Genomic DNA, 26,085 nt, shown 5'->3' with positions numbered 1-26,085 from the left:
CCTGACAGATAGTATAGTCAAATGCTTCATTTATAACAGTGTATCACAATAATTCACAGGATATAATTTGGATAAAGACAAAGAAAGGTGGTTATGATGATGGCAATTAACATTGCAATTAATGGTTTTGGCAGAATTGGCAGGCTCGCATTTCGACAGCTTTTTGATACGGAAGGATATAGAGTTGCAGCCATCAATGACCTTACAAGTCCGCAGATGCTTGCGCATCTGCTGAAGCACGACACAACGCAGGGACGTTATGACGCCAAGATTGGCTATAGCGAGAACAGCTTGACCGTAAACGGCGTGGATATTCCAATCTATGCCGAAAAAGACCCCGGCAAACTCCCGTGGAAAGGACTGCAAATTGATGTTGTTCTGGAGTGCACAGGCTTCTTCGCATCAAAAAAAGCGTCAGCGGCACATATTGAAGCAGGCGCCAAAAAGGTACTGATATCCACCACCGCCGGGAAAGATGTTCCCACCATCGTTTTCGGTATCAATGAACACACGTTGACTAAGGACGATACCATTGTTTCGGCTGCTTCCTGCACAACGAACTGCCTAGCGCCAATGGCGTATTTCTTGAACGAGCTTGCACCGCTCAAAAAGGGCTTTATGACCACGATACACGCCTACACAAACGACCAGAATACCCTGGATGGCCCCCACGCCAAAGGTGACTTGCGCCGGGCGCGCTCTGCGGCGGGTAACATCATCCCAACCTCAACCGGGGCAGCAAAGGCAATCGGGCTCGTGATCCCGTCCCTGGATGGCAAGCTGGATGGAACATCTCAAAGGGTGCCGGTTATGGCAGGCTCACTGACAGAATTGACCGCAGTTGTGAGCGGCTCCGTGACAGCAGAGCAGGTCAACAAGAAGATGGAGCAGTCCCAATCGGATGAATACGGATATACAGATGAACTGCTTGTTTCGTCTGATATCATCGGCATGACTTACGGCAGCTTGTTTGACGCAACACAGACGAAGGTAACAGAGTTAGGGACAGATACACTGGTGAAAATCGCTGCATGGTACGATAACGAAAACTCCTTCACCAGCCAGTTGATACGTACCGCAAAATACCTTGCAGAATTATGATGTTTAGTGGGCTGAAGGATACGAACATACGAGCATAAGAAGTCGCCTTTGGCGGCTTTTTGATTTAGGCTTTAGCCAGTTGAGTGCGTGAAACGCGCGAAACAAAAAACCACCCGCTATGCGGGTGGGGGATCGCGGGTTTGACCAACAAGACCATTCCGATAAAATTGAGATGTTCAGGCTCAATGAAAGGAATGGCCTTAGATGGCAAACTTTTCGTCACCAGTATTTTATTTGTTGAAACCTGAATTAATGTTACCGTCATTACTTCGTAACGAAGTAGCAAAGTTAATTATGGCTATATAGATTGGATATACAATCGAAATAAACAATATTAGAAGCTGCTATAAAAATGAATACGATCAATAAATTAATGTATATACTTACGTTTATTATTCCAGTGATTCTTTCAATGCGGTAAACATTTACCATCAATTCCGCTTGGACGAACAATATAAGGGCATACAATGCACTTAACCCATTAAGTCTCAAAAAGGTTAACATTTTGCCACCTCCGTTTCATTTAGCACAAGAGACTTGAAAAATGGGACGCAAATCCGGACATCAGAATGGTTTGGTAATTATAACTATGGTTTTACCGGCAAATTTCTTTTCTCGCTCAATGTATTATAACTGAACTCTATTATAATTGTGAATTTGTAGCAGATTACCCAAGTATCCTTAACGAAAACAAAGCCCTCTCTCACTTTATGTGGGGGAGGGCTTTGTCTTCGTTAGATGCTTCAGGCCGTTCATTTGCATCCCGGCGGGCAGTTCACGCTGGGTCGAGCGGCAGAGCGGAGTATGGGTGGACCGGGATGCGCATTGGCGGCTCGGCGAGGAGATCGATGATCTCGTCACGGAGTTCGTCGGCGAGGGCGCTGGTTTCGTAGCTTTCCTTTGCCTCGATGGACCGGAATACTTCGACGTTCCAGAGCACATCCGGGTCGTCGTCCTCACGAAGGATGATGAACCGGTCGGACGCGCCTGACTTTTCCATGCCGATGGTAGCCAGTTCGAACAGCTTGTCGCCGTTTCCGGGCTTGGCGCGCATCTTGATGATGTACGCGGGTTGGTTTTGAAGTGTCATGTTTTTCTCCTTTCAAATTCTCCTTAAACTCAGAGAAATTAGCTTGCGCATGACCACATCGGTATATGCATGCGGGTCACTATTTTCTTCATTAGTTTCGACGCAATCTAACGATGTTAGATTGTGCCTTACAGTATTAGATAATATCATGCACCTATAGACTTGTAAAGCACAATCTTACACTATTAGATAAAGGGACGGATAACGATGAAAAAGCAACAACCTTCAATTTCGGAGCTCTACAATGAAGAGAACAGTATTCCTAAGGAGTCGTAAAAATGGCGCGTTTTTTATTTATAAATGCCGTGCCGGATCAGCCGATCATTGCGGAGCAAGTCGCCAATATCGGAGCAGGCATGAAATCGCAAATGCAAAGCTTGACTGCAAAGCAGCTGTGTGAAGCCGCAGATCATGTGTTTAACCTCTCATCTTTCAGGAAAGCTGCTGCAATCCCTTCGAAGATCAGATGGGTATCATCAAGCTGTTAATGAGATTTTCGACTTTAACATGTTTCCGTGAGAAGTCCCCTTCCTCTAAGCCCATGCTTCCGAAGCGAGTTTTGTTCGAAGCTTACTCAGGAAGCAGCGCTCACAAAACTTTGAGGAGGGGATGAATCTCGGTTAGGCGAAGCCTAAATGCACTTGTCTATTGTATAAAGCTCGTGCTTTCCTCGTCGAATGTTGGTGTGGTATGATGGGAATATACGTTCTCGTTAAGGCGGTGACCCCTCGTGCAAATCACGTATCAATTTCGCCTCTACCCGACCCCAAGGTTGGTGTGTGGATGAAATTAGACCCAAATAATCATTCAGTGTTCGCTCTAAACTACCATTTTGAACACATTGGAGCAAACGATCATATGGCATGAAGGGAATGGAATCACGATCGCGATCCTATTCATGTGCTTTTCAAGGCGCATCCCAACACGGAACTACCCCAATGTATCAACGCTTATAAGAGTGCCAGATCTCGTCTGATCAAGAAAGATTTCCCCGATGTAAAAAAGAAATTGTGGAAAGAATATTTCTGGTCGCAAAGTTACTGTCTGATTACCGTAGGCGGGGCACCTCTGGAAGTATTGAAAACTTATATTGAGAATCAAGGGAAGGAGGCGAAGACCCCATGATCCGCTGTGTCAAAACAGTGTTTCAAGCTTCCAAAGCCGATCTGGACCGACTGTTTGCGTGCAACCGGATTTCAGCCGAAGTCTGGAATGAGTGTCTGTCCATCGCCAAGAACTATTTCCTGCAACACGATGGAAAATGGATTGGACAAACCAAACTTCAAGCCGCTTTGAAAAATCGATTCCCCCTTCACTCCCAGTCTGTACAGGCTGTTTGTCATAAATATTTGTTTGCCCGAGAGAGCGCAAAGCAAGCGAAAAGGCAAGGCCTGAAGACCAAATACCCCTACAAAAAGAAGAAGGTTTTCAACACGAAATGGGTAGACCAATCGTTCAAAATCGAGGGCAACACCATCCAATTAAGCTTAGGCATCCAGAATGGAAAGCGCCAGCAACCGATTCAGATCGTCGTGGCCGACTTGCCTGATGCCGAGATCAAAGAAATCGAACTGGTGTACGACCGAAAGCTCATGGTTTCTTTTTGCTATGAGGATGGGGAAGTGGCCAAAGTCAATGAGGGCAGCGAGGTTGCAGGTGTGGATTTGGGGGAAATCCACTCGATCGCAGCAACGACTACCGCAAACCAGTCGATCATGATCACGGGCAGAAAAGCCAGAAGTATTCATCGGTTACGCAACAAGAAGCTGGCCGAAATCCAGAAGCGGATGAGCAAATGCCAGAAAGGCAGTCGGCAATGGAAAAAGTACAAGAAAGCCAAAACGTACATCCTCAGCAAAAGCGAGCGTCAACTCCAGGATGTCATTCATAAAACAACCAAGCAATTTGTGCAGTGGTGTACGGAAAATGACGTCAAGGAAGTCGTGATTGGCCAAGTGGAGGGCGTGCAGCGCCATACGAAAAAGAAGAGAATCAAGACCGTCACACAAAAATTATCCAATTGGAGCTTCGGCAAGATTCGGAAACAACTCGAATACAAGCTTGAAGCCCATGGAACAAGCGTGAAACAGGTGGATGAAAGCTACACAAGTCAACAATGTCCTTGTTGCGGTAGAAGGAAAAAGACTTCTACAAGAAACTATACCTGTACCTGCGGCTATGAAGAACATCGGGACATTCATGGAAGCAAAGGAATATTGTCCAAATATCTGCATGGAGACATCCGATATTTGGGCGAAACGAAATCGATCAAGTATCTACGGATCGCTTAGATGAGTGAGAAGTAGTAGATGGTGAGTTCCCACCCACTTGCAAAAGTGTTGCTTACTGAACCATCCCGTTAGATTTCCGCTGCTGGCAGCGAAAGCCAATAGCCAACCTATTGGTTTGCAGAAAGTAACGGTGTGGCTGGTAAGAAACCCCTACTTCTAAGTCAAGCGTAAGTAGGGGAGGTTCATAAGTCAATAACTGCAATGATATTCTATTCGCAGAGGTCATCCGATAAAGGATGGTCTAAGTATTTTGGTCTATAAGATCCTGATAAAGTAGTTCTATTGGTCATGTTTAGAAATTGTCTAGAGTTATATGGTACTATTAAAGTAAAATTTGAGAGAAGCATGGAGTGAGATAGTGAGTGAAAAAGAATTATTTCGAAGAGATGCACAAACTTGACCATGACGATGACATGAGATACAGACTTCTGATACGGGGAGTCAGGCTGTTATTGGAGGATCGTAAGCGGGAACGTCCTAAACTAAAGCAAATTCTTGATTCACGCAAAAGAAAAAAGGTCCAGCAAGCCGCGAAGTGGACTTGAAAAGAATTATATAGACTTTATTAGAATGGTCTTATACAAGGAAAATAAAGCAGAATTCATCTTGCCGTACATATTCCACTAATTATCATCATCTACGGTGATCGTCATCGAGCACAACCTTGATGTGATTAGCCAGGCGGATTGGATCATCGATATGGGACCGGACGGAGGCAGCAAGGGCGGCCAGGTGGTGTTCGAAGGCACACCTGCACAGATCATTCATGCGGAGCAGTCAATCACGGGTAGATATTTGAAGTAATATTAAACAGATCACTCAGGTGGTATCTATTGCCCCCAAGTGATCTGTTTTTACAAGTTGGGTTAAAAAACTATTATGACCTATTTATCCGCCAGGTTCATCTCTACGCACATAAGGATGAAAGCGCCTGCGCCGTGCAGGTCGTTTTCGCTGGTTGGGCGGTTGATATAGTGGGCGTAGTCGCCGATTCCCGTGCCGATGCAAATGTTGCCGATCACGACGTTGCCGTTCTCGTCGAACTTCAGCGTATCGATGACGCCTTGGTAGCCTTTCCATGCATAATCCATGTATTTGGCGTCGAGATAGCCGAACCGAACGGCTTTTGCAATGGCATGCGCATACAGCGCCGTGCAGGAGTTTTCATGCCAATTATCCGGGCGGTCGCCTTTGTCTACGACTTGATACCATAATCCGGTGGCGGGATCCTGATACTTTGTCAGAGCGATAAGCAGATCCTGTACAATGGTTACGAGCTTGGCTTTATCCGGATGATCCTCTGGCATGTATTCGAACATTTCAAGCAAGGCGACGGGATACCAGCCGATGGCGCGACCCCAGAACTCCGGTGCAAGGCCCGTAACGGGGTCGGCCCATTTGGCCTGCCTGGTTTCATCCCAGCCGTGGTACAGCAAACCTGTGACAGGGTCCTTCGTATGCTTCTCCATGAGCAGCGCCTGAAAAGCCATCATGTCAAAATAATCGCTCTCGCCAAATGTTTTGGCAAATTGCACGGCAATCGGTCCGGCCATATATAAGCCATCCAGCCACATTTGGTTCGGATAATGCCCCTTGTGCCAGAACCCGCCGGACGGATTCGTCGGCCAGGACTTCAGCAAGGGCACCAGCGTGTGCAGCGCTTTTTTGTACCGATCGTCTCCTGTCTGCTCGTAGAGAGTGAAAAGAAGCACGCCGGGCTGTATGTCGTCAAGCTCGTCGGACATAAACTTTTTGATGCTGCCGTCCTCCAGGATCTGGCTGTCCACCCACCCTTTCATGTAGTCATACAGCTTCTGATCTCCGGTCTGCCGCCAGCATTTCTCCATGCCTGACAGGAAGACGCCTTGATGGTAGTGGAACCGGTCTGGCGGAAGATTTTCCGGCTCGAATTTATTCATTAATGCTTCGCAAGCTTTTAGCGCCCATTGGATCGGGGTCATAAGGGATGAAGCGGTTTGCATGCGTATCCTTCCTCCTTGGTTATTTGTACTCCTATTCTAGCATCGGAATATGTACATATTTTGCGGAATGCCACCTTTTCTTCTTATTTCTTGCGGTATAATGAACAACAGGTAAGGAAGGGGGAGGGGAGCGGCTTGGGAGATCTATATTTTGAAAATAATGCAGGCACATTCCAGGTATCCCACCGGAAAGCGTTAAGCCACCATATGCCGGTGAGCCATTTTCACAGTACCTACGAAATCTATTATCTGATGTCCGGCAAGCGGGAAATTTTTATTCAAGACCGGACGATTACCATTAGCGAAGGCGATGTCGTCATTATCGCTCCCAATATTCTGCACCGTACGACCAATGCGGAGCGGCCGAAGCATGAGCGGCTCATTATCAATATGCATGAACGGTATTTTTCGCCGGATGGTTCTCATAAGGAAGCGCTTCAGCCTTTGCTGGAACGGGATTACCTGATTATGAACGGCTCCTTGCGCAATAGGCAGCCGATCGAGACACTTTCCAGAGCGATGATTCAGGAGATGCAGGAACGTGGAAGCGGTTTCGAACTGTTTGCCCAGACGCTTGCCGTGCAGTTGCTCATTCTGTGCTGCAGACACGTCCGGCAGCATGATGCGGAGCCGCTGGCATCACCCAGTCCCATGCATGAACGAGTATCGGAGATCGTTCGCTACATTAACGAGCATTACATGGAAGAACTATCGCTTCATTTGCTGGCGGACAGGTTTTATATCAGTCCTTATTATTTGAGTCGATCCTTCAAGGAGGCGACAGGCTTCGCGTTTGTAGAATACATGAACAGCGTGCGGATCAAGGAAGCCAAGAAGCTGCTGGAGAGCTCTTCCATGAAGGTGAACCTGATCGCAAGAAAGGTAGGCTTCGGAAGCGTGACGCATTTCGGCCGGGTGTTCAAGGCGGTCACGGGCCATGCGCCACTGCATTATAGAAGGAAAAGGGAGACGCGGAGAATATGAAAGTAAAATGTTGCTTGATATTCCGGTGCCGGGTCTCTATGAACGCTCGGCCGAGGAGGATGTAATACTCTGTATAAAATCGGATATTCCAACCATAATATAACAAATCGGTTTATATCCAAACGTACAGAGGGGCAGATGAATGTGAAAAAGTTAGAGGTGGATTGGCACAGAAATGCTGACGCTATCGCCAAATTTTTAAGCACAGCGAATCCGAACTGGCATTTTAAAGTGCTGCAAGATATGCTGTATACGCACCTTCAGTTGATTACGGAAATCGTCCTTGACTGTCTCAAAGGGGATTGGAGAGCGGATATTGCAGCAACCGACAAAAACGAGATCCATATGATTCATTTAGCGGATATCCTGACAGAAGGCATTGTCAAACAATTCCCCGGAAAATTTTAAAGGGAACGCGATAGGTGCTGCAGAGCAGTTTAAGCTTTTTATAATCGCCCGAAAGGGAGACTATAAAAAGCTTTTTTATTGGTGTTCATATTATGCGGAAAACAAAAAAAGCTTGGCAGATAAGCCAAGATACAAAAAAACATTTGAACACAAAAAAACGCTATGCTATAATCGGTAGCGCGATTGAAAATCATGTCAAGAATGGTATATTAATTACTTTTCCTAACTTTATTTTATACCAGTGACCTCTGATTTGTCAATGCTCTTTTTTGCAGACTAGACCGAAAAGGAGTGTGTTCAGAACAACATGGAAGCGAAAGAATGGCGGACAGAACAAGAACGGCTGGATCAGGTCAGGGAAAAGCTGAAAGCAAGGATCGACCAGTTGGAACCGGAGATTAGCGGGCTGCACGATCAGGCTGCTGAGATTCGCAGGCGGTTCTGGGAAGAAGTTACGGTCAATACGAACTCGGACGAAGAATTTGAAGAAACATTTTATACGATTAAACAACAGGCCGCCGTATTATCCGAACGGGAGCGTGGCCATCGGCTTCTGACGCAACAATGGAAGAGCTTAAATCGGCTGTTGCCCTCTCCGTATTTCGGACGCATCGATTTTCTGGAGGATGGCCTGAACCTGAGCGAGCAGATTTATATCGGCGTATCTTCCTTCGTCGCTGAAGATGGATTGAGCTTCCTGGTGTATGATTGGCGCACTCCCATCGCAAGTCTCTACTACGATCATTCCCCCGGCCCAGCCTCTTACGTCACGCCGGGCGGGCGGATCACGGGTATGATGGAGCTGAAACGGCAGTATCAGATTCACGATGGACAAATCCGTAATATGTTTGACGCGAACGTAACAATTGGCGACGAACTGCTCCAACAAATGCTGGCCAAAGGCGCGGACTCACAAATGAAGAGTATCGTATCCACCATCCAGAAGGAGCAAAATGCCATCATCCGCAACGATCATAGCCGGCTGCTTATCGTGCAGGGGGCAGCTGGCAGCGGGAAGACCTCTGCGGCCTTGCAGCGTGTAGCGTATTTGCTGTACAAAAACCGCGATTCGCTTAAGGCTGACCAGATCGTTCTTTTCTCACCAAATCCGATATTTAACAGTTATGTATCTTCCGTCCTCCCTGAGCTCGGCGAGGAGAACATGCAGCAGACGACTTTACAGGAGTATCTCGAATATTGGCTTGGTTCATCCTTACGTCTGGAGGATGCCTTCGATCAGATCGAATATGTGCTGACCGCACAATCAACTCCACATTATGAGGCTCGCCTGCAGGGGATGAAGTACAAGGCGTCCGAGGCTTTTTCGAAAGCCCTGCAAAACTATGCGTTGTGGCTGGGGCGGGCAGGCATGCTTTTCAACGGCATTCGGTTTCGGGACCGTGATCTGATCACCGCAGAGCAAATGAGATCGCAATTTTACAGTTACGACCCCTCCTTGCGCTTGGCCAATCGTGTTGAACTGCTGCAGGAATGGCTTCTGAAGGAGCTGTCACTGCTGGAACGCAAAGAGCGCAGGGCGTCCTGGGTAGAGGAGGAAATGAATTATCTCGACAGCGAGCAATATGCGGAAATTTTCGGCGAGCTGCACAAGGACAGGGAAGTCTTTGACATTGCCGAGCATTACGCCGCAGTTTACGAGAAAATAAGCAACAAGCGCCGGGGAGATGAAGGCGACTTTGACTTCGCCGAGCGGGAGGAAGATTTGCTCAGCCAAAGGATCGTAAAGATGGGCTTCAAACCGTTAAGGCAAAGCGTCAGGAAATTTGCGTTTATCGATGTCCAGGGCCTGTACGCCCAATTATTTGACGATGAAGCTGCTTATCTGGAGAAGACGAATGAGATCGAAATCCCTGTTCTATGGCCTGAAATCTGCAAGCAAACCAAAGAAAAGCTGGACCGGCTCGAATTATTTTATGAGGATGCGACTCCGTATTTGTATTTAAAAGAACTGATCGAAGGCGTCCGCACGAACACGGAGATTCGGCATGTCTTCGTTGATGAGGGGCAGGATTATTCGCCGTTTCAATATGAGTATCTTAAAAAACTGTTTCCTCGTGCCCGCATGACGGTACTCGGCGATTTCGGGCAGGCGATCTTTATGCAGGCTACCAACCTGCAGGAGCCCGATTCGCCGTTGTTTCAGCTTTATGGCGAAGCCGAAACGAGCTTGATCCGTCTTGTGCGCAGTTATCGTTCAACTCGGGAGATTGTGGAATTTACGAAGGCACTGCTCTCTGACGGGTCGGAAATCGTCCCCTTTGCAAGGAGTGGGCCGAAGCCTCTTCTTGTCACGTTAGAAGGCGGAGAGAAGCGTGATGAGCAAATGTTGAAAGATATTGCGGCACTTAAAGCCGAAGGTTTCGACTCTATTGCCGTCATTACGAAGACTGCGGCCGAAAGCCGCGTTGCCTTTGAATCATTACGGATGCAAGGAGGCGAAGCATTACAGCTCATTACGAAGGAGACGGTCACCTTTGAGAAAGGGGTGATGATCATTCCCGTATATCTCGCCAAGGGCATTGAGTTTGATGCAGTTCTGATCTATGAGGCTTCCCCTCAAGCTTACGGCCGGGACAATGAACGCAAGCTTCTGTATACGGCGTGTACGCGGGCCATGCACCGGCTGCATCTTTACACGACAGGTGAATGGTCGCCGTTTGTGCAGGCATTGCCTGCAAATTTATTTGAGAATGAGCCCGCTTGACTTTGAGCGACAGAACGCAGAGATTAAACTCTTGTCAAATGTTTTTTCTCAATATTAATGGTTAGGAGAGATGTTGAATGAGTTCTTTGGTGCTCGGTTTTCAGGAAATGGAAAAAACGCAGCTTTTGCTTGTTGGCGGAAAAGGGTTAAACTTAGGGGAATTATCGAAAATTCAAGGAATCCAGGTACCAGAAGGGTTCTGTGTTACAACCGAGGGATATCAAAAAGCCATCGAACAAAACGAAATGTTTCAAGCATTGTTACAGCAACTAACCATGCTCAAAGCAGAAGAGCGGGCTCAAATTGCTGAAATCAGCAGCAAGATTCGACAAATCGTTATGGAAGTGGAAATCCCTACGGATGTAGTGAAAGCAGTCACTCACTATCTTTCCCGGTTTGGTGATGAACATGCTTATGCCGTGCGTTCCAGTGCGACTGCTGAAGATTTGCCACATGCCTCTTTTGCTGGTCAACAAGACACCTATTTAAATATTATCGGCAAAGAAGCAATCCTGCAGCATATCAGCAAATGCTGGGCTTCCTTATTTACGGATCGCGCGGTCATCTACCGCATGCAAAACGGATTTGACCACAGCCAGGTTTATTTATCCGTTATCGTGCAAAGGATGGTTTTCCCGCAGGCTTCGGGGATTATGTTTACCGCTGATCCGATGACCGGAAACCGCAAGCTGTTATCCATTGATGCCAGTTTTGGGCTTGGAGAAGCGCTGGTTTCTGGCCTGGTATCTGCAGATGGTTATAAAGTACGGGAAGGGGAAATCGTCGAGAAGAGGATCGCAGCCAAAAAATTGGCGATCTATGGGCGGAAAGAAGGCGGAACCGAGACAAAGCAGATCACCCCTGAGCAGCAAAACACGCAAACCCTTACTGATCAGCAAATTTTACAACTGGCACACATCGGAAGAGAGATCGAAGCTTATTTTGGCCAACCGCAAGATATCGAATGGTGTTTGGCTGATGATACATTTTATATTGTCCAGAGCCGCCCCATCACGACTTTATACCCCATCCCTGAAGCAAATGATCAGGAAAATCACGTTTACTTATCTGTCGGCCACCAGCAAATGATGACCGATGCCATGAAACCATTAGGATTGTCTTTTTTTCTGTCAACAACTCTTGCACCTATGCATACAGCCGGCGGAAGATTGTTTGTCGATATCACATCTCGCCTGGCTTCGCCTGCCGGCAGAGAAGCTTTATTAAATATGGGGCAATCCGACCCGCTCTTTGAAGACGCACTTATGACCATAATCGAACGAGATTTTATTAAATTGTTACCAAATGATGAAAAAAAACCTGCTAATAGCAATAAAGCTATGCCGTCTGCAGGTGCTCGAACACAAATCGATAGCGATCCGGCCATCGTTTCTGATTTGATTAAGCGCAGTCAAACATCAATCGAAGAGTTAAAACAAAGCATTCATACGAAATCAGGTTCGGATTTATTTGATTTTATTGTGGACGATATGCAGCAATTAAAGAAGATTTTATTTGACCCGCAAAGCTCAGCTGTGTTTATGGCTGCGATGGATGCTTCAGCATGGATCAATGAAAACATAAATAAATGGTTGGGTGAAAAAAACGCGGCAGACATGCTTTCTCAATCCGTACCTAACAATATTACTTCCGAAATGGGTCTGGCGCTCTTGGATGTCGCAGATGTGATTCGTCCTTATCCGGAAGTCATTGAATATTTGCAGCATGTACAAGATGATCACTTCTTGGATGAGCTGCTTCAGTTGGAGGGCGGCCGGGAAACCAGAGATGCGATCTATGCTTATCTGGACAAATACGGAATGCGCTGTGCCGGAGAAATCGATATAACCAGAACTCGTTGGAGCGAAAAACCAAGTACCCTTGTCCCCATGATTCTGGGTAATATCAAAAACTTTACGCCTAATGCCAGCCAGCGGAAATTTGAGCAAGGGCGACAGGAAGCTTTAAACAAAGAACAAGAAATATTGGAGCGATTGAAGCGATTACCGGATGGTGAACAAAAAGCCGCAGAAACCAAACGAATGATCGATCTCGTCCGGAATTTCATCGGTTATCGGGAATATCCAAAATACGGCATGGTGAATCGTTATTTCATTTACAAGCAGGCTTTGCTGAAAGAAGCACAACAACTCGTACAAGCGGGCGTTATTCACGAACAAGAAGATGTATATTATCTCACTTTTGCAGAATTTCACGAAGCTGTACGCACCAACAAACTGGATTACCAGCTCATCAGCCAACGAAAAGACGATCACAAACGATATGAAAAACTAACTCCACCACGTATGATCACGTCTGATGGTGAAATTATTACAGGTAAGTATAAACAGGAAAATCTCCCAGACGGGGCTATTGCAGGTCTAGCTGTTTCTTCCGGAGTGATCGAGGGGCGCGCACGTGTCATTTTAGACATGAAAGATGCTGATCTGGGGGATGGGGATATATTGGTCACTGCCTTTACGGACCCTAGCTGGACCCCCTTGTTTGTATCCATCAAAGGTCTGGTCACCGAAGTTGGCGGACTGATGACCCATGGAGCCGTGATCGCACGTGAATATGGCTTGCCGGCCGTTGTTGGCGTGGAGAATGCTACCAAACTGATCCAAGACGGGCAACGAATTCGTGTGCATGGAACAGAAGGCTATATCGAAATATTGTAATTGGAACAACCGATTTCATTTCTGTATACGGAGCAAGAGATAATCCAATCTATCGTTTTTAAAGATCTGCAAGTGCCCATGAACAGACTGTTTAGTCTGGAATAATTGCTCAGGTGCTTGCTGATTTGATACGAACTGAATAAAGAGCCTTCTCCGCAAGAAATACTAAATAAACCTATCCTTTACTGATATGCTAAATACTATAGGAAACGGAGAAGCCAACGATGGATTTTCTAATGATTGTTTTGTTAGTCATGGTAGGATTGCTGGTATCCAATATTGTGAGTCATTATGTACCAGCCCTTCCTACTGCTTTAACGCAGATCGCTTTAGGGATCATCCTTACACTAATACCAGGCCATTATTCATTCGAAATTGACGCCGAGTGGTTTTTGTTATTATTTGTCGCACCCATTTTGTATAATGATGGCCGTCTCTTTCCGCAAAAGGAATTGTGGGGAATGAGAACTCTCATATTGGGGAACGCATTTTTCCTGGTCATTTTGACAACATTAGGCTGCGGTTACGTCATTCACTTTCTAATCCCCAGCATTCCGCTTGCAGCCGCATTTGCACTGGGAGCAATTCTGTCACCTACAGATCCTGTTGCAGTTACCGGTATCGCCAAGAGAATTAAAATACCGGAAAAAGTTATGGTTTTGGTCAAAGGGGAATCCCTGATCAATGATGCTTCAGGACTGGTCGCTTTCAAATTCGCCATCGCTGCGGTGGTTACTGGCTTTTTTTCCTTGAAGGATGCTGCTTTAAACTTCTCCTATGTTTTTGTAGTCGGAGCTATTTTGGGGCTTATCCTTGGCGTAGTTGTAACCTCGCTTCGCTTCAGATTGCGCAAAGCAGGAATACATGACGTCACATTCCATACGCTGCTGCAAATTTTGACTCCATTTGGCATCTATATGGTTACAGAACATTTTTTTCATGCTTCAGGTGTCATTGCTGTAGTTATTGCAGGCATTGTTCACTCTATCGTGAAACAATACACGGAGACGTTGATTGCGGAAGAGCAAGTTCTTACTGAAAATACGTGGTCCATGCTGTTATTTATCCTGAATGGTTTCGTTTTCTTTTTATTGGGCATGAACATTCCGTCTTCCATGATGGATATCTTTTCGCAACCGGATATAAACGGATGGTTGGCTTTTGGCTATGTTGCCGCGATCGGGGGGACCATTCTTGTAACACGATTGGTCTGGTCCATAATCACCTCGCTGCTTACGTATAACGTGGCTAACAAAAGACAAGGAGAAAAACCACAAATAAAGACGGATCTGATCACGACCTTAACCGGGGTTCGTGGTGCTGTTACCATGGCCGGCGTGCTTACGATCCCTGTCTCCGTTGCCAATGGGGACGTGTTTCCTGAACGTTCGTTAATTATTTTCCTTGCTGCCGGGGTCATTTTGCTGCTTTTAATTCTGGCTACTGTTTTTCTTCCCATACTCAGCAGAGGCGAGGAAGAAAATAATCAAGCGGATGAGTTAGAATTGGGAGCAGCGAGAACCAAACTTTTACTTGTTGCCCTACGAAAAATCAAAGAAGAAATGAATGATCAGAATAAACCGGCTGCACTCAAACTGATGCAAGAATATATACTCAGTTTTGAACAAAACTTCTCAGGACAGAATGTTAATGATAAATACGTGATGCGATTTAACGATAACCTTGATGAATTTCGAAAGCTGGCTATTGATATTCAGAGGAATTATGTCTCCACGCTTTTAGACAACCACAAAATTGATATGCTGGTTCATGATCGGTTAGTCCAATTTTATGATATGCAGGAAGCGGCATTCGAGTATAGTCTGCGTTCCGGAGCCAAATTAATGACCAAAAGAATCAGGCATGCTGCTGTTCGTTTCAGTCGAATCTTCCGGAAATGGGCTTTTCCCAATCAAGATACATGGCGTGAGGTCAAGGCTGTTCAAATGGAAGCGATTCAGGCTGCTATTACAGGCCTTGAGGCACATGCAAAAACATTGCAGCAGCCGGAGTACGTGTATGCTGTTATGCTGGAATATGAAAGTATGCTCATGAGATTCAAGCGTGTAAACGAACATCAGGATGATCTATATGTTAGCTTCAAGGAAGAACTAAGGCTCAAAGTAATTGATGCAGAACGACTGGCTATACGCACGATGTATGAAACGGGAGAAATCAATAAAGAACAGGAAAAAGAATTAAGAAGAAGCTCCAATTTCATTGAAAGTATTCTCCTCTTTGAGCATATCGAATAGGGGAGCGAATCCATTCGTATATGCTATAATGGCAGCAATTCGGGCGGAAGAAACATCCAGGAAGAAGCAGTCGAATATCTGTAAGGGCGCGTGGATCAGTGGCCTCACCGCGTCCTTGTAACTCAATGGTTGTAGGAGGGGGATTGTCTATTGTTCCGTACCTGGTATCGCCGATTGCTGCTGTCCTACTTTCCTATTTTTTTACTTACTGTTTAAGCAGGGTCATTAAAGAATCCGATGAAAAATGATAACGCTTGCAAAAAAGTTATTGCTCAAACCATGTTGACTGGAATATTATGAAATTAAGCGCTTAACCTTTAATGGTAAGCGTTTAATTTCAGATAGATTAAGCGCTTAACCTTTGGGGGAGGGAGACGGTTCATCATGACAACGATTCGATTGACGATGGCTCAGGCACTGCTCCGTTATCTGGACCAGCAATACATTTCCGTAGACGGGGTGGAGACGAAGTTTGTAAAAGGCGTCATTGGCATATTCGGTCACGGCAATGTGACAGGAATCGGGGAAGCGCTGGAGCGCAGCCCGGGCAGCCTCACCTACCTGCAGGGCAAAAACGAGCAGGGCATGGTGCACACCGCAGCGGCTTATGCCAAACAGACAAATCGCAGGCAGATTTATGCTTGCACCACCTCCATTGGGCCTGGAGCCCTCAATATGATCACGGCGGCGGCTACCGCCACGGTCAACCGGATTCCGGTGCTGCTGCTGCCTGGTGACAATTTTGCCTCACGGGAGCCGGACCCGGTGCTGCAGCAGCTTGAAGTAGGCAGTGACTATACGATCTCGGCCACCGATCCGTTCAAGGCTGTCAGCAAGTACTGGGATCGCATCATTCGCCCAGAGCAGCTGATGATGGCTGTTACCAACGCCATGCGGGTGCTGACCGATCAGGCAGAGACAGGAGCAGTGACGCTGGCGCTGCCGCAGGATGTGCAGGCTGAGGCGTACGATTACCCCGAAGCGTTCTTCACCCGGCGAGTGCATTATCTGGATCGCCGCCCCCCGGTTCGGGCAGCGCTGGAACGGGCGGCTGCACAGATCGCCCGTGGACGCAGGCCGCTGCTGATCGCGGGGGGCGGCGTGCTCTATTCCGAGGCATCCGAGCAGCTTGCGGCCTTCGCCGAGGCATTTGGCATTCCGGTTGCCGAGACGCAGGCAGGCAAGAGCGCTCTGCCGTGGAACCACCCGCTCAATGTGGGGGCCATCGGCGTAACCGGCTCTCTGGCGGCTAACAGGCTGGCCAGGGAAGCGGATATCGTCATCGGCGTCGGTACGAGGTTTTCGGATTTTACGACATCGTCCAGGTCTGCTTTCCAGCATCCGGATGTATCGTTCGTCAACATTAACCTGAATGGCATGGATGCCGCCAAGCTGGGGGGCGAAGCTATTCTGGCCGATGCGCGGGAAGGTCTGCAGACTCTTCAGTCGCTTCTGCAGCAGCGCGGATACCGCAGTGGATATGAGGACTCCGAAATCGCGTCGCTGCGTCAGGCGTGGAATGCCGAGGTGGAGCGGCTGTACGGGCTTGGACATGAGGCGGGACTGGCACAGACCGCTGCGATTGGTGTCATCAACCGGACTATTGCGCCATCCTCAGTGATTGTGTGCGCGGCAGGCAGCCTGCCCGGTGATTTACACCGTTTGTGGCGGTCCGCGGAGCCAAAGACGTATCACATGGAATACGGGTTCTCCTGTATGGGTTATGAAGTGAGCGGAGCGCTGGGAGCCGCGCTGGCCGAGCCGGAGCGCGAGGTGTACGCCATGGTGGGTGACGGCAGTTACCTGATGCTGCATTCCGAGCTGGTGACCAGCCTGCAGGAGCAGCGTAAAATCACGATTTTACTGTTCAACAACAACGGCTTCCAATGCATTCACAATTTGCAGCGGGAACATGGCAGTGACGGATTCGGCAATGAATTCCGCTACCGGGAAGCAGACACGGGACGTTTGACCGGGGAGTATATGCCGATGGATTTTGCCGCCCATGCCCGCAGCCTGGGGGCCAAGAGCTATCGGGTGGAAACCGCCATAGAGCTGGAGCAGGCGCTCAGAGCGGCACAGGCGGAGACCGTAACCACACTGATTGAAATTCCGGTCGTTCCCGGCACCAACACCGGCGGGTATGATTCGTGGTGGAATGTGAGCGTTCCCGAAGTGTCCACAGCGGAAAAGGTCGTTCATGCCCATGGTGTCATGCAGGAAAATCGCGCCAAAGCAAGACTCATCTAATCTATTCACAAAGGAGACGTGGAGCTATGAGCAAGCTGCCATTCCGGCTCGGTATTCATCCGATCAATTGGGTCGGCGAGGATGTGAAGGAGCACGGTGAGGATACGACGTGTGAACAGATTCTGGATGATATTCAGCGGCTTGGACTGACAGGCACGGAGATGGGGCGCAAATATCCAACAGACCCGGAGGTTCTGAGGGAGGAGCTGAACAAGCGCGGCATTAGCCTGGTATCCCAGTGGAAATCGGTGCTGTTCTCCGATCCGGCCTATCGGCAGTCCGAGCTGGACAGCTATCGCCGCCATGCCGAATTTCTGCAGTCCATGGGAAGTGTGGTGATCAGCACGGCCGAGGTGGGAGGCTCCCTGCATTTTGATCCACGGCGAACACCGCATGAAAAGGAAGTGCTGAGGTTGGGTGAGCAGGAATGGTACAGCCTGGCGGAAGGGCTGAATGCGGCCGGAGCGATCGCCCGTGAGCACGGACTGAAGCTGACCTACCACCATCACGGCGGCACGGTGGTGGAGCAGCCAGAGGAGATTGACAGGCTGATGGAGCTGACTGACCCCAAGCTGGTGTATCTGCTGTATGATACGGGCCATGCCTACTATGGCGGTGCCGACCCGCTTGAGGTGCTGCGCAAGCATTATGACCGGATCGCCTATATCCACCTCAAGGATGTGCGTCCACATGTATTGGAGGAGGCGCGGGCTGAGGGGAGCGATTTTGTCGGCTGCATTCGTAAAGGGGTATTTACAGTGCCTGGAGATGGCTGTATTAACTTTGGTGCGATTGTGCAGGAGCTGATCACCAGAGGTTATGACGGGTGGGCGATGCTTGAAGGAGAGCAGGATCCGGCAATCCATAATCCTTATGCGTATGCGAGCCGTTCCCTGCAATATCTCCATTCTCTGCTTGAGCAGCAGCCCGGCACAGAAAGGAGTCCACAGTTATGAGCTATGTATCCTTTCCTGCTTCCAAGAGGCTGGATTTCACGGCGATCGGGCGTCTGTGCATCGACCTGAATGCCAATGAGATCAACCGTCCGATGGAGGAAACGATGACATTTACGAAATACGTTGGTGGCTCTCCGGCCAATATCACCATCGGCATGTCCCGGCTTGGCATGAAGACGGCCTTCATTGGCAAAATTGCGAATGACCAGATGGGCAGATTCATCCACCGTTATCTGGAGAACAACGGCATCGACACATCCAATGTCGTAACGGATGATACTGGTGCGGTGACCGGGCTCGCTTTTACCGAGATCAAAAGCCCAGCCGACTGCAGCATCCTCATGTACCGTGACCATGTTGCCGACCTGAAGCTGAAGTCACGCGAGGTGCAGGAGCAGCTGATTGCCGACTCCAGGGTGCTGCTGATTTCGGGCACGGCCCTGGCCCAGAGCCCGTCCCGGGAGGCGGTATTTCAGGCACTGACCTATGCCAGGCGGCATGGTGTCGTGATCGTGTTTGACCTTGACTATCGTCCCTATACATGGACGTCGCCGGAGGAGACGGCGGTGTATTACAATCTTGCTGCCGAGAAATGCGATATCATTCTGGGCACGCGCGAGGAATTCGACATGATGGAGACGTTTGATCATAATCCGGAGCACAGCGATCAGCTGACGGCGCAGAAGTGGTTTGATTTTACGGCAAAAATCGTCGTGATCAAGCATGGCAAGCAGGGCTCCATCGCCTATACCCGTGAAGGGCTTTCCCATCGTGCGGCCAGCTATCCGGCGCAGGTGGTGAAAACGTTTGGGGCAGGCGACTCCTATGCAGCCGGGTTCCTGTACGGTCTGATGCAGGGGTGGTCGATTGAGCGGAGCATGGGCTATGGCAGTGCGGCCGCCTGCATCGTCATCTCCAGCCACAGCTGCTCGGATGCGATGCCAACGGTGGACCAGGTGCATGATTATATCGAGCGCTGTAACCGGGGCGAGATCACAATGTCATAGTACGAAGGCAAGTGTCATAGTACGAAGGAGCAAAGGAGACAAGATTATGGGAGAAGGAGCATTAACAGAGCAGACGGAAATCATTCACGTACAAAACTGGATTAAAGGTACCTGGGTCACCCCGGCGGGCAGCCACACTGAGCCGGTCGTGAATCCGGCGACGGAGGAGGTCATTGCTTACGTGCCGCTGTCTGAGCGGGCGGACGTTGATCTGGCCGTACGCACAGCCAGGGAGGCCTTCCCTTCCTGGAGCCGCACGCCGGTTCCGCGGCGTGCACGGATATTGTTCCGCTACCAGCAGCTGCTGGTCGAGCATTGGGAGGAGCTGGCCAGGCTGGTGACGCTGGAGAACGGCAAAAGCTATAACGAAGCCTACGGCGAAGTGCAGCGCGGCATCGAGTGCGTCGAATTCGCGGCAGGCGCCCCGAATCTCATGATGGGCAAGCAGCTGCCCGACATCGCCACAGGACTTGAATCGGGCATGTACCGGTACCCGGTCGGCGTTGTGGGGGGCATCACCCCCTTTAACTTCCCAATGATGGTACCGTGCTGGATGTTCCCGCTGGCGATTGCATGCGGGAACACCTTTGTCCTGAAGCCGTCCGAACGTACACCGCTGCTGGCGTGCCGCCTGGCAGAGCTGTTTCAGGCAGCAGGACTCCCGGACGGCGTGCTGAACATCGTTCACGGTGCGCATGACGTCGTGAACGGACTGCTTGAACACCAGGATGTTCAAGCCATCTCTTTTGTCGGCTCACAGCCTGTAGCCGAATATGTCTACACCACGGCCGCTGCGCATGGCAAACGGGTGCAGGCGCTCGCCGGCGCCAAAAACCATTCCATCGTCATGCCTGACGCTGATCTTGACCTGGCCGTCAAGGAAATTACGGGGGCCGCCTTCGGTTCGGCCGGGGAACGCTGCATGGCCTGCTCGGTCGTTGTTGCCGTTGGTGATATCGCGGACACCCTCGTACAGAAACTGACGGAGGCCGCCGACCGGATTACGATCGGGAACGGCATGGACGAAGGGGTCTTCCTTGGCCCGGTCATCCGTGGCCCGCATAAGGAGCGTACGCTGGGCTATATCGAGTCCGGGGAACAGGAGGGAGCCGCCCTGATCCGGGATGGCCGGAAAGATGAGGCTGCCGATCAGTCCGGTTATTTTATTGGACCCACCATCTTCGATGAAGTGGAGAGCAGTATGAAAATTTGGCGGGACGAAATCTTTGCGCCTGTGCTCTCGGTGGCAAGGGTTGCGACGCTGGAGGAGGCGGTAGAACTGGCCAACCGCTCGGATTTTGCCAACGGGGCGTGTCTGTTCACCCGGAGCGGAGCGAGCATGCGGCAGTTCCGCGAAACGATTGATGCGGGTATGCTGGGCATTAATTTGGGCGTACCTGCGCCGATGGCGTTTTTCCCGTTTTCCGGATGGAAGAAGTCCTTCTATGGTGACCTGCATGCCAATGGTACGGATGGAGTTGAATTCTATACACGCAAAAAAATGCTGACAGCGCGCTGGTAGTCCACAGCGAAATTCACAGTTTGGCTGCAGTATGCCTAGATGCGCACAGGGTCAGACGCATACAGGGAGGATAAGCGAATGGAGAAGGATAAAGTGAAAATCGGAATTATCGGGGCCGGGCGGATCGGCAAAATCCATGCCTACAATCTGCTGCGCAACCCGCTTGCCGAAATTGTGGGTATCAGTGATATATTCGCCGGACCGGAGCTGCAGAGCTGGGCAGCGGAACGCGGCATTGCGGCCGTCACAACTGACAGCAGCAGGCTGATCGCGATGCCTGAAGTGGATGCTGTGCTGATCTGCTCCTCCACCGACACGCACGTGCCCCTGATGGAGCAGGCGGCGCGGGCAGGCAAGCATATTTTTTGCGAGAAGCCTGTCAGCATGGACCTTCAACAGACCCTCGCCGCCGTGACTGCGGCACAGCAGGCGGGTGTGAAGCTGCAGATCGGGTTCAACCGCAGGTTCGACCATAATTTCAGACGGGTGCGTGAGCATGTGCAGATGGGTACGATCGGGGAGCCGCACATTATCAGAATCACGTCACGCGATCCAAGTCCGCCCCCGGCAGAGTACATTCGGGTGTCTGGCGGGATATTCATGGACATGATGATTCACGATTTCGACATGGCCCGCTACCTGACGGGAAGTGAGGTGGAGGAGGTGTATGCCCTGGGCAATGTGCTGATTGATCCTGTATTTGCGGAGCATGGGGACGTGGATACGGCCATTGTCACCCTGAAATTTGCGAACAGAGCGATCGGTGTTATTGATAACAGCCGTCAGGCGGTGTATGGATATGATCAGCGTGTCGAAGTGTTCGGATCGCTTGGAAACGCCGCGGCTGCCAATGACCATCCGAATACGGCTGAAATCAGCACGGCGGGTGGCCTGCTGCGCGACAAACCGCTGCACTTTTTCCTGGAACGCTACAATGAAGCGTATGTGGAGGAAACAGCCCTTTTTATCGAGTCCATTCTGAAGGACACCCCCGTGATGGTGGGCGGCTACGATGCCGTACAAGCGGAGCGCATTGCGCTGGCGGCTCGCATGTCATTGCAGCAGAAAAGACCCGTGAAGCTGAGCGAGGTGCCTGGGATGACTGCTGGAACACAGACGGCTGCCCCATGAGCTGCTGCCTTTTCGAGGATTGTTTTCGAGAATCGGATGAAAGAAATCACCAGGGGAGGGAGTGGAGGTAACAATGTCAGACTACATCATTAAACCTAAGCGGACACCGGATGAAGATGGAACGGTGCTGACCGTAACCCCGGAATCTGCCGGATGGAGCTATGTCGGGTTTCAGGTGGCAAAGCTGGCAGAAGGGCAGACGCTGACCCGCGAGAGCGGGGATCAGGAGCTCTGCATTGTGCTGCTCAGCGGTTTGGCGAATGTCGCGACCCGCAGTCAGACATGGGACAATATAGGGAAACGAATGAGCGTTTTCGAAAAAATCCCGCCGTACGCTGTATACGTTCCATGCTCGGATCGGGTAGAGATCACGGCACTGACAAACGTAGAACTGGCTATTTGCTCGGCATCGGGCCATGGCACCTATCCGGCGCGGCTGATTGCCCCTGAAGATGTTGGAGTGGAGATGCGCGGGTACGGCAATTTGGAGCGGCAGATCCACAACATTTTACCGGAGCAAAAGGAAGCGGACAGTTTGCTTGTTGTAGAGGTATTCACGCCGGATGGACATTGGTCCAGCTACCCGCCGCACAAGCATGATCGGGATGCGCTGCCAGAGGAATCCTTATTGGAGGAAACCTATTATTTCCGCGTAGAACCGGAGCAGGGATTTGCGATTCAACGGGTTTACACGGATGACCGCTCCGTGGATGAGACTCTCGCGGTGAACAATGGGGAAGTCGTGCTTGTACCTTGCGGATACCACCCGGTAAGCGCTCCTCCGGGCTATGAGGTCTACTATCTGAACGTGATGGCCGGACCGACGCGAACCTGGAGATTCCAGAATGACCCGGATCATGACTGGTTGATGAAGCCCAGCTAATTGATGAAGCTCCCAACCCAACCCAACCCAACCCATCTTCTTTTTTCAGCGCGTGAGCCGTCTGTGTGCATCAGGTTGCTTATGGCGGCATCCGCCTGCATAATGGGAGTTAAACGAAAACAATGGGGAGTCACAATGAAAGCAACTATTTACGATATTGCACGGGAGGCGGGAGTGTCCATTGCCACCGTCTCCCAGGTCATTAACGGCAAAGGCAAAATCAGCGAAAAGCGGCGCGCCGAGATTATGGAAATCATGGAGCGCCTGAACTATCAGCCCAGCGCTATCGCCACTGCCCTGACAGGCAAGCAGACGTATACGCTTGGGCTGCTCGTGCCGGACATCTCCAATCCGTATTTCGCCGAGCTCGCCAGGGCGGTGGAGGATCGGAGCCGGCAGCTGGGCTACAGTGTCGTGATCTGCAGCACCGATAACAAGGACGAGCGGGTAGAGCGATACCTGAACCTGCTTCAGCAAAAAAAAGTCGACGGCATGATGATTGGAACAGGTATCAGCAATGCCGGGATACTGACACCGCTTCTGCAGCAGTCAATCCCCTTTGCGCTGATTGCCCGTCATATGCCGTCACTCGCTGTTCATACGGTTGCCACGGATGACCGGCTCGGTGGTGCATTGGCGGCACAGCACCTGCTGGACCTTGGACATACGCGTGTGGCGGTGCTGTCGGAGCCTGCGGGAGTAAGCAGCAGTCAGGAGCGCTTGCGCGGCTTCCGCGAAGTTCTGGAGAAGGCGGGGCACACGCTGGCACCAGAGCGGATCAGGGAATCGACGGCCGAGCTTAATGCTGCCAAAGCAGCTGTGCTGGAACTGCTCGGACAATCCGCTCAGCCCACTGCGCTGTTCTGCTGCAACGACATTCAGGCCATCGGCGCATTGCAAGCAGCCAAGGAGCTGAACCTGCGGGTGCCGCAGGAGTTGTCCGTCATTGGCTTCGACAACACGATTCTCGCCTCCGTAACGAGCCCGCCGCTGACGACGATTGCACAGCCGATCGAAGATCTGGGACGTCATGCAGTTGACCTGCTGATTGAAGAGTTGAAGCAGGAACGCCAGCCTGCGCGGAATATGATCCTGAAGCCGGAGTTGGTCGTTCGGGAGTCAACGACAGTGCCTAGATGAAGATCGTATACACGACCTTGGAACACCCAATTCTAATTAAGCTTTTTAATTAGGTAATTGGCAGTAAATACCTGACCGGCACTGCTTATGGGCAGTATGAGCGTAATCTCTCTTGTAAACCTTCCAAGACTTCACCTGGCACTTCTCTGACCTTGATATCCTCACCCAGGAAAAGCAGCCAATTTGTGATTTCGGTTAATTCTTCTGAATGATGAACATTGATAAAAGTCTTTAGAATGGCTGTGGTTTGGTAAGGATTCGTATAGGAAAGTGAAATTTTTAAAGGATGGTATTTTTTGAACTGGGCAATCGCCTTTGGACCAAGTTCAAGGACAAGGTTGATGACTTCTTCCTGCTTGCTTAGTTTTTCTAATATCTTTTTCTTGCTTACTCTTTTCTTCGCAGAGTATGGTTCTACATCGGCCAGATTGTCGACAGGAAAAATCCGCCTCGTTTCTTCCTCTAAGTCAAAACCTTCAATTAACCATAAGCTTTTTTCCCGATATAGGTGCAAAAGAACAATGGGATAAGACTTTATTTCCTTCTCTTCCTCGATGGAAACCAATAAATAGCTGTCTAACAGAAGGAGTTGGATGAGTTTTTCCAACATAGGATGGGGCAGGTCTGACAGATCAAGCAGATCGGGATTATGGGGGTTAGTCCCTTCAAACAGCAATATTTGATTTAAAAGAACAAGGTCATCTTGCTGGCTTTCCGAGATCAGGCCCAGTAATTTTTCGGCTAAGGATTGACGACTCTTCAGATAAGGGAGCTGTTGATTTCTTGTGGCCATAAAGGCAATAAACAGAGCTTTAAGTTCATTATCGGTAAAGCGAACCGTGGGCAGGACAGAGTTGCTCATGACAAAATAGCCCCCATCCCTGCCAACTTCAGCGACTAGCGGTAACCCCATGGCTTCAATTTCTCGGATATCTCTAAGAGCTGTCGAACGAGAGATGTTAAATTCTCGCATGATTTCAGAAATGGTAAAGTGGGCACGGTTGTTGACATAACGCATGATGGTATTAATCCGTTCAACTTTTTTCATCTGGCCCCCCTAAACAGGTTCATTTTTTGACATGATTTATGGTTATTATAAACTCATCAATTGAAAAGACAACATCACTTGATTAATTTTAAAAAAAGGACGGTTTTGAATATGGCAAATTATACTCTTGAGGAAAAAGACAGCTTTATCGTTTTAGGCATTGGAACTGAGCTTAAGAGCGATTACACAGACTATGCCGGCATTAACAAGGAAAAAGCAGACTTTTGGCAGGCAGTAAAACAAGATGGAAGGCTCGACACTTTAAAGGCTATAGCCGCAAATGACTACATTTTTGCCGTGAACGAAGCGGTGAATAACAAGATGATGCATTATGCTGGCGTCATGACAGAGGCATCGCTGCCGGAAGCAACCAGGATTATTCAATTTCCTAAAGGGGAATACCTGGTTGTAAAAGGGGAAGGCAAGACGGCTGAAGAGTTGAGTAATATGCTCACTGGCATTGCATTTGGTCAAGCCTTGGCGGAAGCAAAGAATGTTGCCTATGTTGGCGGGCCAAATGCAACGGTTGAGATGGGACAGCTAAACGGCTTAGTTTTTGGCGAAATGTGGATTCCTGTTGTAAGGAAATAACGCTCACAAAACTTTAAGCGAATGCTTCCGATGCGAGTTT

The 26,085-nt window shown here is 49.5% G+C and carries 18 protein-coding genes and 3 pseudogenes; 18 read left to right on the top strand and 3 right to left on the bottom strand.

Annotated elements, in window-relative coordinates; translation table 11 throughout:
- Nucleotides 1-99: 99 nt before the first annotated feature.
- Complete coding sequence (gap, locus tag ACE41H_RS02460; protein ID WP_375353097.1) at nt 100-1,101, top strand: type I glyceraldehyde-3-phosphate dehydrogenase; 1,002 nt, start codon at nt 100-102, stop codon at nt 1,099-1,101.
- 775 nt (nt 1,102-1,876) lie between these two features.
- On the opposite strand, the gene ACE41H_RS02455 is transcribed toward gap, so the two are convergent.
- Nucleotides 1,877-2,191: a putative quinol monooxygenase gene (locus ACE41H_RS02455; RefSeq protein ID WP_375353096.1), complete on the bottom strand. Its 315-nt coding sequence runs from the start codon at nt 2,189-2,191 to the stop codon at nt 1,877-1,879.
- A gap of 311 nt (nt 2,192-2,502) precedes the next feature.
- Here ACE41H_RS02455 and ACE41H_RS02450 point away from each other — a divergent pair.
- The 4 genes and pseudogenes from ACE41H_RS02450 to ACE41H_RS02435 all read left to right on the top strand — a co-directional run.
- Nucleotides 2,503-2,710 (top strand): annotated as a pseudogene (locus ACE41H_RS02450) (macrolide family glycosyltransferase); the annotation flags it as partial.
- A gap of 264 nt (nt 2,711-2,974) precedes the next feature.
- Nucleotides 2,975-3,316 (top strand): annotated as a pseudogene (gene tnpA / locus ACE41H_RS02445) (IS200/IS605 family transposase).
- Entirely contained in the window at nt 3,313-4,482 is a 1,170-nt protein-coding gene (locus tag ACE41H_RS02440) for an RNA-guided endonuclease InsQ/TnpB family protein (RefSeq protein ID WP_375353094.1), read from the top strand. The pseudogene tnpA and the gene ACE41H_RS02440 overlap by 4 nt, the downstream one beginning before the upstream one ends.
- A gap of 642 nt (nt 4,483-5,124) precedes the next feature.
- Nucleotides 5,125-5,286 carry a hypothetical protein gene (locus ACE41H_RS02435; protein WP_375353092.1) on the top strand — a complete coding sequence of 54 codons (162 nt, stop codon included), beginning with the start codon at nt 5,125-5,127 and terminating at the stop codon, nt 5,284-5,286.
- Between the two features lie 80 nt (nt 5,287-5,366).
- Here ACE41H_RS02435 and ACE41H_RS02430 read toward each other — a convergent pair whose 3' ends face one another.
- Nucleotides 5,367-6,464, bottom strand: a complete 1,098-nt coding sequence (locus ACE41H_RS02430) for a glycoside hydrolase family 88/105 protein (protein WP_375353090.1) — start codon at nt 6,462-6,464, stop codon at nt 5,367-5,369.
- Nucleotides 6,465-6,599: 135 nt separating this feature from the next.
- On the opposite strand from ACE41H_RS02430, the gene ACE41H_RS02425 reads away from it, so the two are divergent.
- The 12 genes and pseudogenes from ACE41H_RS02425 to ACE41H_RS02370 all read left to right on the top strand — a co-directional run bounded on the left by ACE41H_RS02425 (nt 6,600) and on the right by ACE41H_RS02370 (nt 24,406).
- Nucleotides 6,600-7,448, top strand: coding sequence for a helix-turn-helix domain-containing protein (locus ACE41H_RS02425; protein WP_375353088.1), 849 nt, complete (start codon nt 6,600-6,602; stop codon nt 7,446-7,448).
- Between the two features lie 135 nt (nt 7,449-7,583).
- Nucleotides 7,584-7,856, top strand: a pseudogene (locus ACE41H_RS02420) (glycosyltransferase); the annotation flags it as partial.
- Between the two features lie 307 nt (nt 7,857-8,163).
- The gene (gene helD, locus ACE41H_RS02415; protein ID WP_375353087.1) at nt 8,164-10,581 is read left to right on the top strand and encodes an RNA polymerase recycling motor HelD; all 2,418 of its coding nucleotides are present in this window, start codon (nt 8,164-8,166) and stop codon (nt 10,579-10,581) included.
- Nucleotides 10,582-10,658: 77 nt separating this feature from the next.
- Nucleotides 10,659-13,262, top strand: a complete 2,604-nt coding sequence (ppsA, locus tag ACE41H_RS02410) for a phosphoenolpyruvate synthase (RefSeq protein WP_375353085.1) — start codon at nt 10,659-10,661, stop codon at nt 13,260-13,262.
- Between the two features lie 224 nt (nt 13,263-13,486).
- Nucleotides 13,487-15,517, top strand: a complete 2,031-nt coding sequence (locus tag ACE41H_RS02405) for a Na+/H+ antiporter (protein ID WP_375353083.1) — start codon at nt 13,487-13,489, stop codon at nt 15,515-15,517.
- Between the two features lie 384 nt (nt 15,518-15,901).
- On the top strand, nt 15,902-17,767 hold the full coding sequence (gene iolD / locus ACE41H_RS02400; RefSeq protein WP_375353081.1) for a 3D-(3,5/4)-trihydroxycyclohexane-1,2-dione acylhydrolase (decyclizing): 1,866 nt from the start codon (nt 15,902-15,904) through the stop codon (nt 17,765-17,767).
- A gap of 26 nt (nt 17,768-17,793) precedes the next feature.
- On the top strand, nt 17,794-18,723 hold the full coding sequence (gene iolE, locus ACE41H_RS02395; protein ID WP_375353079.1) for a myo-inosose-2 dehydratase: 930 nt from the start codon (nt 17,794-17,796) through the stop codon (nt 18,721-18,723).
- The gene (gene iolC / locus ACE41H_RS02390) at nt 18,720-19,730 is read left to right on the top strand and encodes a 5-dehydro-2-deoxygluconokinase (RefSeq protein WP_375353077.1); all 1,011 of its coding nucleotides are present in this window, start codon (nt 18,720-18,722) and stop codon (nt 19,728-19,730) included. The genes iolE and iolC overlap by 4 nt, the downstream gene beginning before the upstream one ends.
- A 46-nt stretch (nt 19,731-19,776) precedes the next feature.
- Complete coding sequence (locus tag ACE41H_RS02385) at nt 19,777-21,252, top strand: CoA-acylating methylmalonate-semialdehyde dehydrogenase (protein ID WP_375353075.1); 1,476 nt, start codon at nt 19,777-19,779, stop codon at nt 21,250-21,252.
- A gap of 78 nt (nt 21,253-21,330) precedes the next feature.
- The gene (gene iolG / locus ACE41H_RS02380) at nt 21,331-22,383 is read left to right on the top strand and encodes an inositol 2-dehydrogenase (protein WP_375353073.1); all 1,053 of its coding nucleotides are present in this window, start codon (nt 21,331-21,333) and stop codon (nt 22,381-22,383) included.
- Nucleotides 22,384-22,456: 73 nt separating this feature from the next.
- Nucleotides 22,457-23,266, top strand: a complete 810-nt coding sequence (gene iolB, locus ACE41H_RS02375; RefSeq protein ID WP_375353071.1) for a 5-deoxy-glucuronate isomerase — start codon at nt 22,457-22,459, stop codon at nt 23,264-23,266.
- Between the two features lie 135 nt (nt 23,267-23,401).
- Entirely contained in the window at nt 23,402-24,406 is a 1,005-nt protein-coding gene (locus ACE41H_RS02370; RefSeq protein WP_375353069.1) for a LacI family DNA-binding transcriptional regulator, read from the top strand.
- Nucleotides 24,407-24,491: 85 nt separating this feature from the next.
- Here the strand turns inward: ACE41H_RS02370 and ACE41H_RS02365 are convergent, their stop codons facing one another.
- Nucleotides 24,492-25,454 carry a helix-turn-helix transcriptional regulator gene (locus ACE41H_RS02365; RefSeq protein ID WP_375353067.1) on the bottom strand — a complete coding sequence of 321 codons (963 nt, stop codon included), beginning with the start codon at nt 25,452-25,454 and terminating at the stop codon, nt 24,492-24,494.
- 111 nt (nt 25,455-25,565) lie between these two features.
- Here ACE41H_RS02365 and ACE41H_RS02360 point away from each other — a divergent pair, with 111 nt between their 5' ends.
- Nucleotides 25,566-26,045, top strand: a complete 480-nt coding sequence (locus tag ACE41H_RS02360; RefSeq protein WP_375353065.1) for a GyrI-like domain-containing protein — start codon at nt 25,566-25,568, stop codon at nt 26,043-26,045.
- Nucleotides 26,046-26,085 lie beyond the last annotated feature (40 nt).

Source organism: Paenibacillus enshidis (genome assembly GCF_042136365.1).
GTDB lineage: Bacteria > Bacillota > Bacilli > Paenibacillales > Paenibacillaceae > Paenibacillus > Paenibacillus enshidis.
The sequence above is the reverse complement of the archived record's forward strand: the minus strand, read 5'-3'. Positions and strand labels throughout refer to the sequence as shown.

What these genes read in the sequence shown, in the direction of transcription:
- ACE41H_RS02365 (WP_375353067.1), bottom strand. Translation starts at nt 25,454, where the DNA reads ATGAAAAAAGTTGAACGGATTAATACCATCATGCGTTATGTCAACAAC.
- ppsA (WP_375353085.1), top strand. Translation starts at nt 10,659, where the DNA reads ATGAGTTCTTTGGTGCTCGGTTTTCAGGAAATGGAAAAAACGCAGCTT.
- gap (WP_375353097.1), top strand. Translation starts at nt 100, where the DNA reads ATGGCAATTAACATTGCAATTAATGGTTTTGGCAGAATTGGCAGGCTC.
- iolC (WP_375353077.1), top strand. Translation starts at nt 18,720, where the DNA reads ATGAGCTATGTATCCTTTCCTGCTTCCAAGAGGCTGGATTTCACGGCG.
- ACE41H_RS02405 (WP_375353083.1), top strand. Translation starts at nt 13,487, where the DNA reads ATGGATTTTCTAATGATTGTTTTGTTAGTCATGGTAGGATTGCTGGTA.
- iolG (WP_375353073.1), top strand. Translation starts at nt 21,331, where the DNA reads ATGGAGAAGGATAAAGTGAAAATCGGAATTATCGGGGCCGGGCGGATC.
- helD (WP_375353087.1), top strand. Translation starts at nt 8,164, where the DNA reads ATGGAAGCGAAAGAATGGCGGACAGAACAAGAACGGCTGGATCAGGTC.
- ACE41H_RS02385 (WP_375353075.1), top strand. Translation starts at nt 19,777, where the DNA reads ATGGGAGAAGGAGCATTAACAGAGCAGACGGAAATCATTCACGTACAA.
- iolB (WP_375353071.1), top strand. Translation starts at nt 22,457, where the DNA reads ATGTCAGACTACATCATTAAACCTAAGCGGACACCGGATGAAGATGGA.
- iolE (WP_375353079.1), top strand. Translation starts at nt 17,794, where the DNA reads ATGAGCAAGCTGCCATTCCGGCTCGGTATTCATCCGATCAATTGGGTC.
- ACE41H_RS02360 (WP_375353065.1), top strand. Translation starts at nt 25,566, where the DNA reads ATGGCAAATTATACTCTTGAGGAAAAAGACAGCTTTATCGTTTTAGGC.
- ACE41H_RS02440 (WP_375353094.1), top strand. Translation starts at nt 3,313, where the DNA reads ATGATCCGCTGTGTCAAAACAGTGTTTCAAGCTTCCAAAGCCGATCTG.
- ACE41H_RS02455 (WP_375353096.1), bottom strand. Translation starts at nt 2,191, where the DNA reads ATGACACTTCAAAACCAACCCGCGTACATCATCAAGATGCGCGCCAAG.
- ACE41H_RS02370 (WP_375353069.1), top strand. Translation starts at nt 23,402, where the DNA reads ATGAAAGCAACTATTTACGATATTGCACGGGAGGCGGGAGTGTCCATT.
- ACE41H_RS02430 (WP_375353090.1), bottom strand. Translation starts at nt 6,464, where the DNA reads ATGCAAACCGCTTCATCCCTTATGACCCCGATCCAATGGGCGCTAAAA.
- iolD (WP_375353081.1), top strand. Translation starts at nt 15,902, where the DNA reads ATGACAACGATTCGATTGACGATGGCTCAGGCACTGCTCCGTTATCTG.